This window comes from Bacillus cereus group sp. RP43 (assembly GCF_040459645.1).
Lineage (GTDB): Bacteria > Bacillota > Bacilli > Bacillales > Bacillaceae_G > Bacillus_A > Bacillus_A mycoides_C.
On sequence record NZ_JARVHQ010000001.1, the window covers coordinates 3,218,996 to 3,234,566 of the forward strand.

The following is a 15,571-nucleotide window of genomic DNA, read 5'->3' on the forward strand; positions in this document are numbered from 1 at the left end:
CCCAATTACTACTTAGACAAAACATAAAAATCCCCTTCAAAAAAAGAAAGGCGCCTAGGCACCTTTCTTTTGTAACTCACTTGATTCATTTGATTTATAGAAGAAGAAACCGAGAACCCCGCCAATACATGCTGGGATTAACCATCCTATTCCTTCTTTATATAATGGTAACATTTGTAGTACATTTGAAATTGCGTCAATTTTTATGTTCGCACTTTCTAAGCCATTAAATAAACTAATCGACAACGCACCTAATATTGCACCAATATAAATTGTATTACGCTTTCCAATCCATTTATGGAAATACGAAAGTACAATTAATACAATTGCAACTGGATAAATAATCATTAACACTGGTAAAGTTACTGCGATTAATTGTGTCAATCCTAAGTTAGATACAATTAAACTAAATACACATACTATTGTTACAATCGTTTTATGTGAAAATTTCGGGAATAAGTTTGAAAAGAACCCTGCACAGGCAGATGCTAATCCAACCGAAGTCGTTAAACAAGCAAGTGTAATAACAAGTCCTAATAAAATTTTCCCACTCGTTCCATACAACTCATTTACAACATTCGTTAAAATAAGACCACCGTTCTCTGAAACACCAAGTGATGTACTTGTTGAACCTAGATAAGCAAGTGATAAATATATTAACGTTAAACCTATTACAGCAATTACTCCTGATACGACTGTTATTTTTGCGATTTGTCCGCTCTCTTTTATTCCTTTTGAGCGAATAACTTGTACAACAACAATTCCAAACACAAGAGCACTAATTGCATCCATCGTTAAATACCCTTGAATAAACCCACCAAAGAAAGCATTTTCTTTATAAGCAGCGAGTGGTGCAGCCGGTGTGCCAATCGGATCAATAATTGCCTTTCCGACAATAACAGCAACAATTAATACTAACAATGGTGTGAGAAACTTTCCAAACCAATCAACTAATTTAGATGGATTTAATGATAAATACCACGTTATTCCGAAGAAAACTACAGTGTAAAGGAATAGCATGTACCATTCTGAAACCATTGCTTCTGATAAAAATGGCTTCATTCCCATTTCAAACGAAACAGCTCCAGTACGCGGAATCGCAAAGAATGGTCCAATTGCTAAATAACTAACCAGTGGAAAAACAAACGCAAATATAGGGTGAACTCTAGAAGATAGCGCTTTCAAGTCCCCCTCTACAAACGCGACAGCTGTGACAGCTAATAGGGGTAATCCGACTCCCGTTACTAGGAATCCAATTGTAGCAATCCAAACATTTTCTCCTGCTTGTTGACCTAAAACTGGCGGGAAAATTAAATTTCCTGCTCCTAAAAATAATGCAAATAACATTAAACCGATTGCTAGCGTATCACCTGGCCTTAATCGTCCCTTCATCTCTTTCATTTGCATAGCACTTTTTCATTGTTTTTCTCTATTCTCACAATATGCTATGCATCCTCCTCTCTGTTCATAATCATAAAATATGCCCCTTACAAAGCGATGTCTTTCTCCATAATTTCTCCATTCCCCTTTTAATTACTCTAAATGATGAATTTTGATTTTTTTGAATATTTAAGTCATTAGAGTGTTATAACGTGGAGTTTAGTTGTCAGACCTCTTTGTTTTTATCACACATATAGTACCATATTTGGTTGAAAAATAAAAACATATTTTTAAATAGAATTTTTTGAAAATCAAAATTATCCACACATACCTCCTTTATTTATTCTATTACACAAATATTTTTAGAAATATATATTTTTTATGCTTTATTATATTTGAATATCTTTATGCAAAAGCAAGTAAAAGCCATCCCAAAAATAAGATGGCTTTTACTTGTTAATCTATCGTTTCAACTTCACGTGGATTCTTCATCTCTTCAACATACACAACTCTAAATCCATGATCTTCTAAATCTTTTAGCAATGTTTCTAATTCACTATCTTCAAACTCTTCTCCCAATGTAAACATAATTCTACGTACTAATAAAGCATCATTATCAAAAGTCATTAAGCTTTGAATACCAGTGTATTTCTTTAGCACTGTCGATAATTTTTGAATGGCCCCATTATAATCTTGTGTTCCAATCATGACAGAATATTTACTAGAATGGACTCCCCATGCATCTTCTAATAGTTCAAAAACTTTTTTATGAGTTAAAATACCAAGGAAGACCCCTTTTTCATCAACTACTGATAAATACGGTAATTTTTTAATTGTAAAAAATACTTTAAAGAAGGAAGAGTCTTCTCTCACGTACCCATTTTTATCGTTCAATAATTGTAATACATTATCTTCAAGTGAACCTTTATATTCTAAAATATCTACTTTGTATACATTCCCTAAAAAATTCTCTTTTTTTTCATCTAAAACTGGTACACAACGATACCCCGTTTTATTTAAATGCTCCAGCGCTTCCCCTATCGTAATTGAACTTGAGCAGAACAAAACTTCCCTCTTTGGCACATAATTCCCTTTAATCCTCATAAAAAGCCTCCTTATGCTAAAATACTTTCTGTGCCATAACTATATTATATTTTCAGAAAAAAATAAATATATTATTTTATTTTTCTGAAAATTATTCATTTTTTCGTCATAATTTATTCATTAATCATACACTTATTTAAAGTGAAACTTTAATAAGTGGGGATTTTTTCACCCCACTTATTATTAGCCTTCATCAATCGGGCTTTTACGGGCAGTTGATCTCCCCACCTAACTTCTACGTATTCGCCGCATTTTGAGGTGGAGTCTTACTGCCCGTTAAAGCGGGATAATCTCAGTATAGTATATTCTCCCTAACTTACTTCGAGAAAAATATATTGTAACTTTCCCTGAAAAAAGCTAAAATAAGAATAAGAATTTTCTGAATATTCTAAGAGTAGGTGATTGTATGTCCTTATTGCGCTCACATATATGTAAATTTATAGTTGGTGTTTTTATTATTTTTGTCATAAGTCCTCTTCCAGCATTATTCATTACACATAATTACTCTTACACAACTGGATTTATTAGCATTTTTCATAACTTTGCACAACTTTTTTCTATTTCAATTCCAAGAATCGATTGGATGCATGAACCTATCCTTTTCTCAGCAAATCAGATTATAAATACACAAAATATGATACATACTTCTAGCCATTCGTCACCACTATTCCCCTACATATGGGAAATATATTTTTTATCAATCGTTCGTTTCACATTCACTCTTGTAATCGGTTTCTTTATTAGTTTAGGGATCGGTCATCTATTTTTAAAAGCACCGAGATCAGTAAGAAAGTGCACTTCCTTATTACGCTGGATACCATATTCTTTTGGTACTGTGATATTACAATGTTCAGTACTATTACTACTACTCTACATCGCGAAATTCATAAAGGTTCCTTTCTTCTCCTCTTTTATCATCGTATGTAGTACTTCCATGATAATCGTTCTGCAAGCAATAAAAAAATGGCTTCCTTTCTTAAATAATACAAATGAATACGAAATAAAAAATTCAGCCTTCCTTGTTGATACGTTATTTATTGCGCTTACTTCCAATCATAAATCTATTTTGAGTTCCATTATTCTTTCATTCGTTTTTATGGAATGTATTTTTCATACAAACGGACTATTACAATTTATCGTCCAATTTGGCGGAAATGCACCTATAGTTGTCACAATTGGTTTGTTACTACTTTATATTCCATATAGCATCTTATCGTTTCTCCAAGCTTTATGGACAACAAACCACTCTAAACAGAACATGTATACTTTAGCTAGAAGTATTTCGAAATCATAACATAGAATAACCGTCTACTTAAATTAAAAGTAGACGGTTATTCCTTTTATATAGCGGACAAAATAACAGCAAATTAAAAAACTATTATTAAAACCCACCATTATTTACCCATTTTCTTTGACTAATCTTTTCATTTGGATTTATTATAAAAGTATAACATAATTGCAGGAGGTGACATCTTTATTCCAACTTAGGAGTAAAGAACACACTTGGACATATTAAATATTTTTCTCATCTTTATACTTATCCTTATTTCTGGTTTTTTCGTTGCTTCAGAATTCGCTGTTGTAAAAGTACGAAAAAGTCGAATTGACCAGCTTGCTAATGAAGGTAATAAACAAGCATTAGCTGCAAGAAGCGTCTTATCTAATTTAGATGTTTATTTATCTGCTTGTCAGCTGGGTATTACTATCACTTCTTTAGGGCTTGGTTGGCTTGGTGAACCAACTGTAGAGCATTTATTACGACCACTATTTGAAAAAATCAATATTACTGGAACAATGGCTAACACCCTATCCTTTATTATTGCTTTTAGTGTAATTACTTTTTTCCATGTTGTATTAGGAGAGTTAGTTCCGAAATCTTTCGCAATCCAAAAAGCAGAGGCAATCACATTAAAATTTGCAAAACCACTTATTTTATTTGATAAAATTATGTATCCGTTCATTTGGCTTCTCAATAGTGCAGCTATATTTTTCACAAAATTATTCGGTTTAGAGCCTGCGAAAGAAAATGAACTTGCTCATTCTGAAGAAGAATTACGACTCATTTTAGGTGAAAGCTATAAAAGCGGCGAAATTAATCAAACCGAATATAAATATGTAAATAATATTTTTGAATTTGATGATCGTGTTGCTAAAGAAATTATGGTACCTAGAACTGAAATGGTTTGTTTATCTACTGAAAATACGTTAGAAGAAAATATGAAAATCGTTGCAACTGAAAAGTATACACGTTATCCTATTATTGAAAAGGATAAAGATGATATTATCGGAATGATAAATACGAAAGAGATTTTTCATAATCAAACAAAAGGCATTTACAAACCACTTGATGCCTACATACATCCTGTTTTAACTGTATTTGAAACAGTTCCCATTCGTAAAACGTTAATACACCTCCAAAAGAACCGCGTACAAATGGCGATTGTTATGGATGAATACGGTGGAACTGCTGGCCTTTTAACGATGGAGGATATTCTTGAAGAAATTATCGGCGAAATTCAAGATGAATTTGACGCAGACGAATCACCGATGATTGAAAAGCGTACTCCTAAGCTTACTGTTTTAGATGGGAAAGTACTCATTTCTGAAGTAAATGATATGTTTGGCCTACATATCGATGAAAGTGACTTAGATACAATTGGTGGTTGGCTTCTCTCTCAAGCAATTGATTTAAATATTGAAGCTGGCTATTCAGTTGAATATGATGGTTTTCAATTTAAAGCATTAGAACTTGATGGGCATCAAATTAAAAAGATTGCTGTACATAAATTAGATACTACAAAGGAGTTATAAAGTGACTGTTTTACTAACAATTTGTATCATTGCTTGTTTCATTGTTTCATTTCTTGCCTTTATATACCCCATTATCCCTGGCATCCTTGCCGTATGGGCTGGCTATTTCATTTATCATTTTGGAATAAATGGCGGAGAGTTAACGACATCGTTTTGGATTATTCAAGTCATTTTTACACTCTTCATTTTCGTTGCTGACTTTATTGCAAATGGATACTTCCTAAAAAAATACGGTAGTACAAAATCGGGCGAACGTGTTGGTATGGTTTCTATCATTGTCGGATCGTTCTTCTTCCCACCATTCGGGCTTATTATCATACCGTTCTTATCTGTATTTATTACGGAACTAATGCATAAAAAGGCGCCAAAAGACGCCCTTTTAGTCGGAATTGCAACTGTAGTCGGTTTTTTAAGTAGTACAGTAGCCAAAGCCATTCTCCAAATCATTATGATTATCATCTTTGTATGCTATATCATTTTTTAGCCATCCCTATTTTGGGATGGTTTTTTAATATGAAATACCTACTCGACTTTTCCCGTATAAGCTTTTATTACGTAAACTCCATGTAAAATGAGCTGTATCACCAACTGTGATTTTCGATCCATCTGTTGGCAACATATCTTTTTCAGTTCGATATACACCAGTTACATCACCGTCTATTAAATGCGTCGGACAAACAACAGTCCAACATAGTTTACTATTTTTCAGCGCTTCATAAGCAGCTAAGTGATCTTCCGCAGCTGTTGTCATTTTTCTTTTCGATTCTTTTGATTGGAAACGATATATACTGGGATTTGTTCGCGCTTGTAAAATACCAGCAGTTCCTATTGTAACAATTTTCTTTATGCCCTCTTCTTCCATTTTCTTTATAATAATCGGTAAACTCTTCTCTAACGTCCCATTCCGATCAGTTCCAAGAGCACTAATTACAATATCACATCCTTTAATTGCTTCCTTTATATCATCTCCGCTTAATACATTTCCCTTAATAACATGCAACCTTTCATGCTCTGTTTCCACTCTACTCAAATCACGAACTAATACCGTTACTTCATATGAATCTTGTAATGCCAATTTCATAATGTGTGATCCTACTCTACCTGTCGCTCCTAATATGCATACTTTCATATATTATCCCCTCTTCAGTTCTTTCTCTCTATTTTTCCCTAATACATACAAATATACAACAAAAAAGCTTCCTCGTTTATGTGAGGAAGCTCTATTATCCATTTATTTCTTTTCTTTCGAATCAGAAGACTTATCTGTTCCGCTTGTTTCTTTATCTTTCTTTTCATCTTGCTGCGAAGTTGTGTCATCCTCTTTCTTTTTATCCTCATCTTTACTACAACCTACCATTAATAAAGAACTTGCAAGTGCCATAGCAGTTAATGACTTAACCCATTTGTTCATTTGCGTTTCCTCCCTTTGATAGAATATGTACAATCCCATATTACTCTTTATTTTTAAAGGAAAGATTTAAAAATAGTAAAGATACAGTAAACTTTTGTAAATTTTAGGATAACATAGCCAATCTTTAATCCTCCCACTCTAATTAGACATAAAAAAAACTAAGGCGCCTTTCATTCCACCTTAGCTTTTCACGCGAATTTTTCATTTTCATATACATGTTTAATCTTATATTCCTTCTTCACAACATATTGCCAAACATTATATGCGTAACGATTCATTTTCACAAAACAATTTTCCAGAAAAGAACGAAACTCCGGGTTCGCAACTTCTACTGCCACTTGAGCAAACTTTAATGCTAATCGCTTCAAATGTGTAATATAACAAATAGCAATCCCAATATCCCCTGTATATTCATTATCTGTTTCCCTATCCATTTCTGTAAATTCCGGCCACATTTGTTTACAAGTTATATGCTGTACATTTTCTCCTTCTTGAAAATTTACTTGTTCATTATATGCTTGCAACATATACGGTAAATGATGCTGTAAAATATCCTTTAATTCTTCATCTCGAACCTTGCCCGTGTACTCTCCAACTTTATATATAAGTGTGTAACTATATGTCATCAATTCTTTCATACAATCCATTAAAGCGCCTCCCTTCCTATTTTTCATCTATATACTATAAATATGATGCGATAACATTCGCTATTCTTGCTAGAAACCAATCCCAGCCACTAATTTTCTCAAAATCTTCTTCTGAAAATCGTTTTGACTTATGAAAGTCTTCTTTTAGCCGATTCCAGACGTCAGCAACGACTGTCTTATCATATATGACACAGTTTGATTCGTTATTTAAATAAAAGCTTCTATTATCAAAATTCGCTGTACCAATATCGACGATTTCCTCATCAATGATTGTCACTTTCCCATGAAAAAATCCGTTTCGATATTGATAAATCTCCGCCCCAGCATCTAACATATCTTTCAAATGAGGATAGGCAGCTTGTTTTAACAATACGGCATCACTTTTAAAGGGAACGAGAATTTTCACACGGACACCACGATTTAATGCATCTTTCAGTCCTTTTACCATCTCTTTACTCGGTACAAAATATGGTGTAGCAATAATTAAGGAGTGATTTGCCTTCTTTAATAGTGCCCCGTACTTCTGCCATAAGCCTTTTCCATTCGAAAATATATATTGATATTTTACATTTCCTTGTACCGGTAACTCTTGATGTATAAGGAATTTCTCTCCCGTATCTTCTTGCCAGTCTTCCGCAAACTTCCGTTCCGTATCAGTAGCTCCATTCCCTTCGATGCGTACATGATAATCACGCCACGGACCAAATTTAGGATCCTGTCCAAGATATTCCTTTCCGATATTGAAGCCACCAATGTACGAAACTTTCCCATCTATAGTAACAATGCGTCTATGATTACGTTGATGCAAAGAATAAAATAAGTTTTTTAATTTAAGTTTTTTACTAAATGTAAACTTCACGCCTTTTTCTTTTAATTGATTAATTATCTTTTTCTTAAGCTTATATCCGCCAATGCGGTCTACTGACAATTTCACATCTACTCCGCTAGATGCTTTTTTCTCTAATAAGTGTAAGAATTCTTTGCTTACTTCATCTTTACCTACAATATAAAAATGAATATATACATTCTTTTCTGCACGATTTATATCCTCAAATAAACTTCTATATAACTCATCACCGTTCGTATATAATTGAAAATCCCCTAATCGAATTTTTTCTAATTCATATCCACTAGCCATTTTCTTCCCCATTTCCACATCAACGTTCATCCATATGAATACACCTATAAAACAAATTATTACAATTAAAAAGTGCTTCATGGATAAGTCCCTTTCTCTAACTACTGTTATTCCTATATCTTTCCTTTTTTTAAACATTATCATACAAAAAATATGTCATTCCATGATATACGTCCATATCAAACAGGAGCTCATCTGCATATTGTATTTTGTATCTTAAAATAAAAGGAGGAAATAGCAATGGGCTTCGCACATGGTAATGGATTTGCGCTACTAGTCGTATTATTTATCCTCTTAATTATCGTCGGTGCTGCTTGCTTCTGCTAAGCAGTTATTGTAGTACGATATGCGGATGAAAAAACTATAAAAGCGGACACCTAATTTTCAGGTGTCCGCTTTTCATTTCAAAAGTCCCCTAGCCTATTACAAAAATAGTACCACTGGTAAAGTATTTTACATCAAAAGGTTAGCAGTGTAGCTACCTTCTTACTCTCCGCCTTACGAATATGACGCTGTTCTGCACGTAACACAGCAATTCGATGCAATTCTTTCTCCTCTTCTGTCTCAGGGATAACACGCGGTACAGGGACTGGATTATTCTCCTTGCTAAGCGCAACAAAAGTAACGAATGAAGTTGCTGCTACACGTTTTTTACCTGAAATTAAATCTTCTGCTACTACTTTCACAAATATCTCCATAGAAGTTCTTCCCGTCCAAATTACGAAAGATTCATAACTAACACAATCTGAAGAACGTACTGGATGTAAGAAATCTACCCAATCCATAGACGCTGTGACACATTCCATTCTCGAGTGTCTCGTTGCTGAAATTGAAGCAACCATATCCATCTCCGCCAATATCTTTCCACCAAATAGCGTGTTATGATCATTTAAATCCGTTGGAAATACTCGACTCGTTTTAAACACTCTTGATTCATTAGCTGTTTTACCTTTTACTTCAGTCATTGTTATCACCCCTTTAATTATTTATCCCTAATATCCCAATATACACTACACCTCATGAACTACACGTTTAATATTAACAATTTTTAGAACTTTTAGTCCATAAAAAAGAACCGATTTTATCAATCGGCTCCTCTAAATACATATTGTTCTTTCGGCTGTTCAACTTTATTCCATTTCGTTACTTCTAACACTGGAATATTCGCATGAAACGGCTGATAAAATTCAGTTGAAATTTCTCCCTCTACCTGAATCCAATCATCATTTTTCCACTCTACACCTTCTGGTTTTTTAACTAACATACCATATACACCCGAATCTGCAACACAATGTATAATGCCGAAACGGAATAAGAAATATTGTTCCTTTTTAGAAGAATCATCTCGGAAAACAAATCCTTTATAAGACAGAGTTTTACCAGTAAATTCACCAGGATAATTATAAATTGTCTCCATACCCTTTAAGAAATCTTCATCTTTTAAAGTGATGTTGTCTTTCGTAACAAACTCTTTCTTCCCTTTTTCCATTACACCACGATATCCTTCTTTCCCGTAATAAATACTCGTATCCGGTCTTAAGAATTGTCTTGTCATAAATGGATCTTTACTTTCCGCTTGTGCAACAGGAAAGTGAAACCCCTTCGCCTTAACAATGTCCGAATCTAATGTTGCAATTGGGAAAAATAATCCTGAAATAATCGGAAAACAGAACAGAGTATAAGAAAACGTTCGTTTCCACCATGTATTTTCATCTTTCGAATGATCATGCCCGCAATGACTATGATCACAACTACAATCATGCTTCTCTTTTTCTTTTTGATGTTCTTTTTGGAAAACGATAATAATTTGTACAATCGTTAAGAAACCTAAAATAATAGCTGCAGTTTTTGATAAATAGGCGTACTTCATATTTATATACTTCGTAATGTTACCGGATATATGAAGCTGTCCAATTAAAATTGTAAAACCTAATAATATATATGCTCGAAACATAACCTACCACCCCATCGCATAAATGAGTAGTGAGCTTGCATAAACAACAAGTGTAACTGTAACCGTCACAACAATTACAAATTTTGTTTTAAATGTCGCAAGCATCATAAACATATTTTTAATATCCACCATCGGTCCATATACGAGGAACGCGACAAGTGATGCTGTTGAAAATGTACTTTGGAATGACGAAGCAATAAATGCATCGGCTTCTGAACAAAGTGATAAAATGTAAGCAAGTCCCATCATAACAGCTGGTGAAGAAAATGGCCCTTGTCCTATAGCAAGAAGTGTTGAAGTTTGTACGAACGTTTGAACTGCAGCTGCAATTAATGCACCTAATACTAAATATTTTCCCATCGAGAAAAATTCCTCAACAGCATGCGTACATACATCCCACATTTTTTTACGTAATGGACGCTTATGATTCACTTCTGGGAAGTGATCATCTCTTAATTGATGTTCTTTAAACATAAATGATAATATAATTCCAACGATAATTGCTACGATAATCGCTACAATAGAACGATACCATACCATGTGCATACTACTTCCAAAGGCAACGTATGTTGCAAATAATACGACCGGATTAATAATTGGCCCCGTTAACATAAATGCAATCCCGGCATATGGCGGAACCCCTTTTCCGATTAATCGCCTTACAATCGGAACAATTCCACATTCACAACCTGGAAACATCATACCTAAAAAAGTAGCCATTAAAACAGACAGAAAACGGTTTTTCGGCATCCATTTTGCTACCATATCCTCTGTCACAAACATTTGAATGAATCCTGAAATAAATACACCTATTAGCACAAAAGGAAGTGCTTCGATCAATATGGAGATAAAGATTGTATTCATTTGCAGGAATGCTTTCGGTAATTGAAACAATTCCATGATGTATTTCCTCCAACTTTTCATTAACAATATGTAATTTTAACCCCATTTTATTAATTGGACAAGACTTATACGGAATTCACTCCCTTCATATACATTACATTTTATAAGTTATATTCTATTCAAAACTTTGGATTTCATAGCAAAAAAGCTGCTCTAGCGCAGTTATACAACTATGCTAGAGCAGCTTTTTTATCGTTAAAAGTAACGTTTCTTCCAAAATACAAATGCTAAAGCGCAAGATAATGTTAAACATATTATAAGTACAATTACAAAACCTTGAGCCTCACCTTCAAACGGAACCTTTACATTCATTCCAAAGAAACTAGAGACCATTGTTGGTAATGATAAAATGATTGTAATAGACGTTAACAGTTTCATAACACTGTTTAAATTATTCGATATAACAGAGCTAAAAGTATTCATCATTCCACTTAAAATGTGACTATATATTTCCGCCATTTCAATAGCCTGTTTATTTTCGATTAATACATCTTCTAATAAATCTTGATCGTCTTCATACATTTTTAAAAATGTACTGTTACGCATTAATTTTTGAATTACAATTTTATTCGCCTTTAATGATGTTGTAAAGTAAACTAAACTTTTTTCAAGGCCTAGCAATGTGAAAATTTCTTTATTTTTCATCGACTTATTTAATTGGTGCTCTAAATCGATTGTTTTTCGATTAATTTGCTTTAAATATCTTAAATAATAAGTAGAAATTGTATATAAGAGCTGAAGTGCGAAGCGTGTCTTTTTAAACGTATAAAATTCTTTAATACGTTGATTAATAAAACGTTCAAAAATTGGGTTTTCTTCTAAACAAATTGTCACAAAGCAATCTGGCATGACAATCATACCTATTGGAATCGTGTCATAAATCGAATTTCCTTCTTCATCATGTCTAACTGTTGGAATATCCACGATTATTAAAGTATTATTGTCTTCCTTTTCAATACGAGAGCGTTCTTCATCATCTAAAGGGTCTTTAATGAAATCTAAGTCTACATTTAAAGTTTGTACTAGATATTGAATTTCTTCTTCCGTTGGATGAAGTACATTAATCCAGCAACCCTTTTGCATTTCCTCAACCTCTTGTAGTTTTCCGTTTCGGTCTGTTAAATAAATATTTAACATACTATCACCCCGATTCTTTTTACATGTAGGAATCTACCTCTCTTAAACAACAGTTTTTGAACCGCCATTCTCAGCATATGAAACATACGTTTAAATTTCAATAGAAAAATTATTTTGAAAACGTTTTTATAAGAAAAATATTATAAACAAAGAAAAAGACAGAGTGCTCTCTGCCTTAAAAAGCTTATGTTGCCTTTATAACATATTTAGAAAGCATCCACAAGTTAAAGCCAACTGAAATCGTATAACCAGCGTATGTTGAAATGATAAAACTTACATAATCGAAATACGGGAGCAATACAATATTTAAAACTATCTTCACAATAATGCCAATTACTAATCCTAACACTGTTTTCTGTTGTTGATTAATCCCTTGTAACATCGCAGCCGTTACTGTAAAAAGCGAAAATAGTATACAGGCAGGAGCATAATACTGTAAAATGACTCTCCCCATCTCTGGATCATTTCCGGCACCAAATAAAAGAGTATATACTGGTTTTGCTAACAACATCATTCCAATTGCCGCTGGTACCGTAATTGCTACTACTAATACATTCGTCCTCGTAAAATGTTTGTACAGTAACTTCACATTTCCTGCTGTATAGGCTTTTGTCATCTCTGGTACGAGAGACATACTAAAAGCAGTCGCAACGGAAACTGGGATAAGTACAACCATTTGAACAAGACCAATTATTGCATTAATCTTCTCCGCTTCTCCTTGCACATACCCTATTTGTATAAGTAGTTTATTTATTGTAAATGTATCAATTGTCTGATACAACGGAATTGCTAAACCAACTACAACAAACGGGATTGAATATGTAAAAAGCTCCTTATATAACGAGAAAAAAGATTTCGTAGTTTGCGGTATACTTGCCATTTCTTTTTTCTTTAAGTGCTTTCTCCTTTTTATGTAATACGCACTTAAAACAGTTAATCCACCTATCGCTCCCATAAAGGCACCAAACGTTGAAATACCAACAGCCAGCGAGACAGAAGCTTTTAAAATATATAAAACGACAAAGCTTCCTATTAAAATGGTTAAGACCCGAAAAAATTGCTCCACAACTACACTTAGTGCAGAAGGTCCCATCGATTGGAATCCTTGAAAGAAGCCCCTTAATAAACTCATTACTGGTACAAGTATTAACGCAAAACTTACAATTTGAATATTATTAGTGACCGCCGTTACACTATTTCCGGTTTGATCATTGCCATCGGTTACTAGTTTAGCTAAATGTGGCGCTAGTATATATAACATAAAACACGAAATAACTCCCATTATTAACATAAAAACGATACCACTCTTTAGTACTCTCTTAACCGTATGGTAATCATTTAGTTGATCATATTTTGATACCATCTTTGAAACGGCGAGTGGTAATCCCATCGTAGCTATGCTGAGCATGATGGTATAAGGACGATATGCATACGTGTATAGGACGTACCCACTCGTACCAACCATTGCTGTAAATGGTATAACATATATAAACCCTAACATTTTAGATATCATTGTTGCCATCGTTAAAAATATCGTTCCACGTAAAAACGGTGATCCTTTCATCACATTCCCCCGCTACGCTTTATTATTACACATTATGGACAACTTCTTTTTTTTAGAACCGGAACAAATAAAAAAGCCAATGAAAAATCATTGACTTTAACGAGCTGTTTTTTTCTTTTTCAAATACTTTAATCCGAAGTAAAGAGCAATAAATAGGACTGCGCCTATAATTATGTAATGTGTGTAATCAGATGCATACTCTTTAATATGTCGCCAATTTCCACCAAGCTTTTCACCTAAGTATATAAATAGTATTGACCATGGAATAATCGCTACTACTGTATACAGTGTGAAAAGTTTTAATGGCATCTTAGCTAGTCCTGCTGGAATAGAGATGGCATGACGTACAATTGGGATAAAACGTGCCGAAAATATTACTCCCGCTCCGTAACGCTTAAACCAATTTTCTGCTATGTCTAAATGATGTTTATTAATAAGCAGATATTTCCCGTATTTTTCTACAACCGGACGCCCTCCGTAGTATCCAAGCCAATATAAAAAGATTTGGGCTAAAGTACCACCGATTGTTCCCGCAATAACTGCACCGGCAAAGCTAATTTTACCATCTGCTACTAAAAAACCAGCATAAGAAAGTACAATTTCACTTGGGATAACTTCAATCATTAAAGCTAGAGCTACTCCGAAGTATCCTAGACTTGCAAAAAATTGCAATAACTGATCTATTATATTCGCTAACATATTCTTTTCTATCTCCTTTTTTCTTCACATACCATCCCATTATTACATAAAGGTTGCAATCTGCCAATATCTTCATTTCTTGCATATGTACAATTCTTTATACATATGCAAGAACAAACAGCGTGCCCCATTACTAATCTATTATTTTTTCCTTCTGTGGGTCTTTCATGTAGGCAAACATCTCTTTAATCTGCTCTTCTGTATTTCTAGCAATTGATAAATTAGGTAATTCATTTTCACCAAAAAACTCCACATCTTCTGTTTCAATGCTAGTTTCCTTTTCTCCACCAACAATCTCACATCCAATAAAAATCTTATATACATGCGTTGCCGATGGAGATGGATAATGCTTTTCTTTATCAAAAATTGCAAGTAACTTAAAATGGTCGACTTCATAACCAGTCTCTTCCATAACCTCTTTCGCTGCGACTTCTGTTGGCGTATAACCAATATCAGCCCATCCACCTGGCAATGCCCATTTCCCATCACTTTTTTCTTTCACAAATAATAATTTTTCATTCTGAAAAATAACTGCCCGTATATCAACTTTAGGTGTTTGATAGCCTGTCTCACTTGCAAATAAATTCTCTACTACTTCCCAATCTGTTTTTGTGTAATGTGACATCATCGCAATTGAAATGTCTCGTAATTGTTGGAAACGCTCTAGATCATACACATCTTTGGAGTACGTTAAACCTGCTTGTGCTATTGATTGTATTTGTTTTACCCAATCAATCCACTTAACCGTCATATTTACACAACTCCATTCTACTAAATTTTATTTCTCCATCTTTAGTATACAAAAAAAGAGATTGATAATGTT

The 15,571-nt window shown here is 33.7% G+C and carries 17 protein-coding genes; 4 read left to right on the forward strand and 13 right to left on the reverse strand.

Annotation, left to right across the window (positions count from 1 at the left end):
* Positions 1-54: 54 nt before the first annotated feature.
* Entirely contained in the window at positions 55-1,392 is a 1,338-nt protein-coding gene (gene brnQ4 / locus QCI75_RS16835) for a branched-chain amino acid transport system II carrier protein BrnQ4 (protein ID WP_425290542.1), read from the reverse strand.
* Between the two features lie 444 nt (positions 1,393-1,836).
* Entirely contained in the window at positions 1,837-2,484 is a 648-nt protein-coding gene (cbpA, locus tag QCI75_RS16840) for a cyclic di-AMP binding protein CbpA (protein ID WP_144504293.1), read from the reverse strand.
* A 406-nt stretch (positions 2,485-2,890) separates the two neighbouring features.
* Between cbpA and QCI75_RS16845 the strand changes: the two genes are divergently transcribed.
* The 3 genes from QCI75_RS16845 (at position 2,891) to QCI75_RS16855 (ending at position 5,779) form a co-directional block, all read left to right on the forward strand.
* Positions 2,891-3,778 (forward strand): hypothetical protein, encoded by an 888-nt coding sequence (locus QCI75_RS16845; RefSeq protein ID WP_353760863.1) that lies wholly within the window; start codon positions 2,891-2,893, stop codon positions 3,776-3,778.
* Between the two features lie 209 nt (positions 3,779-3,987).
* Entirely contained in the window at positions 3,988-5,295 is a 1,308-nt protein-coding gene (locus QCI75_RS16850) for a hemolysin family protein (RefSeq protein WP_353760864.1), read from the forward strand.
* Position 5,296: 1 nt separating this feature from the next.
* The gene (locus QCI75_RS16855) at positions 5,297-5,779 is read left to right on the forward strand and encodes a DUF456 domain-containing protein (protein WP_000217328.1); all 483 of its coding nucleotides are present in this window, start codon (positions 5,297-5,299) and stop codon (positions 5,777-5,779) included.
* Between the two features lie 24 nt (positions 5,780-5,803).
* Here the strand turns inward: QCI75_RS16855 and QCI75_RS16860 are convergent, their stop codons facing one another.
* From QCI75_RS16860 to cls, 4 genes are all read right to left on the reverse strand, one after another.
* Positions 5,804-6,424 (reverse strand): NAD(P)-dependent oxidoreductase, encoded by a 621-nt coding sequence (locus tag QCI75_RS16860; RefSeq protein WP_353760865.1) that lies wholly within the window; start codon positions 6,422-6,424, stop codon positions 5,804-5,806.
* Positions 6,425-6,526: 102 nt separating this feature from the next.
* Positions 6,527-6,706 (reverse strand): hypothetical protein, encoded by a 180-nt coding sequence (locus tag QCI75_RS16865; RefSeq protein WP_002118595.1) that lies wholly within the window; start codon positions 6,704-6,706, stop codon positions 6,527-6,529.
* Between the two features lie 188 nt (positions 6,707-6,894).
* Positions 6,895-7,353: a spore coat protein gene (locus QCI75_RS16870; RefSeq protein ID WP_002118593.1), complete on the reverse strand. Its 459-nt coding sequence runs from the start codon at positions 7,351-7,353 to the stop codon at positions 6,895-6,897.
* Positions 7,354-7,387: 34 nt separating this feature from the next.
* Positions 7,388-8,572: a cardiolipin synthase gene (gene cls / locus QCI75_RS16875; RefSeq protein WP_144504302.1), complete on the reverse strand. Its 1,185-nt coding sequence runs from the start codon at positions 8,570-8,572 to the stop codon at positions 7,388-7,390.
* Positions 8,573-8,731: 159 nt separating this feature from the next.
* On the opposite strand from cls, the gene QCI75_RS16880 reads away from it, so the two are divergent.
* Positions 8,732-8,818, forward strand: coding sequence for a YjcZ family sporulation protein (locus tag QCI75_RS16880; RefSeq protein ID WP_000505094.1), 87 nt, complete (start codon positions 8,732-8,734; stop codon positions 8,816-8,818).
* A 131-nt stretch (positions 8,819-8,949) separates the two neighbouring features.
* Here the strand turns inward: QCI75_RS16880 and QCI75_RS16885 are convergent, their stop codons facing one another.
* The 7 genes from QCI75_RS16885 to QCI75_RS16915 form a co-directional block, all read right to left on the reverse strand.
* Entirely contained in the window at positions 8,950-9,456 is a 507-nt protein-coding gene (locus QCI75_RS16885; protein ID WP_002012448.1) for an acyl-CoA thioesterase, read from the reverse strand.
* 119 nt (positions 9,457-9,575) lie between these two features.
* A complete protein-coding gene (locus QCI75_RS16890; protein ID WP_002118589.1) occupies positions 9,576-10,445 on the reverse strand; it encodes a TIGR03943 family putative permease subunit in 870 nt (289 codons plus the stop codon).
* Positions 10,446-10,448: 3 nt separating this feature from the next.
* On the reverse strand, positions 10,449-11,345 hold the full coding sequence (locus QCI75_RS16895; RefSeq protein ID WP_000418724.1) for a permease: 897 nt from the start codon (positions 11,343-11,345) through the stop codon (positions 10,449-10,451).
* A 198-nt stretch (positions 11,346-11,543) separates the two neighbouring features.
* Positions 11,544-12,485: a magnesium transporter CorA family protein gene (locus tag QCI75_RS16900; protein ID WP_060630554.1), complete on the reverse strand. Its 942-nt coding sequence runs from the start codon at positions 12,483-12,485 to the stop codon at positions 11,544-11,546.
* A gap of 184 nt (positions 12,486-12,669) precedes the next feature.
* On the reverse strand, positions 12,670-14,049 hold the full coding sequence (locus QCI75_RS16905; RefSeq protein WP_144504306.1) for a putative polysaccharide biosynthesis protein: 1,380 nt from the start codon (positions 14,047-14,049) through the stop codon (positions 12,670-12,672).
* Between the two features lie 96 nt (positions 14,050-14,145).
* Positions 14,146-14,748, reverse strand: a complete 603-nt coding sequence (uptA, locus tag QCI75_RS16910; protein WP_144504308.1) for an undecaprenyl phosphate transporter UptA — start codon at positions 14,746-14,748, stop codon at positions 14,146-14,148.
* A gap of 133 nt (positions 14,749-14,881) precedes the next feature.
* Positions 14,882-15,499, reverse strand: coding sequence for an NUDIX hydrolase N-terminal domain-containing protein (locus tag QCI75_RS16915; RefSeq protein WP_144504310.1), 618 nt, complete (start codon positions 15,497-15,499; stop codon positions 14,882-14,884).
* Positions 15,500-15,571: the final 72 nt, after the last annotated feature.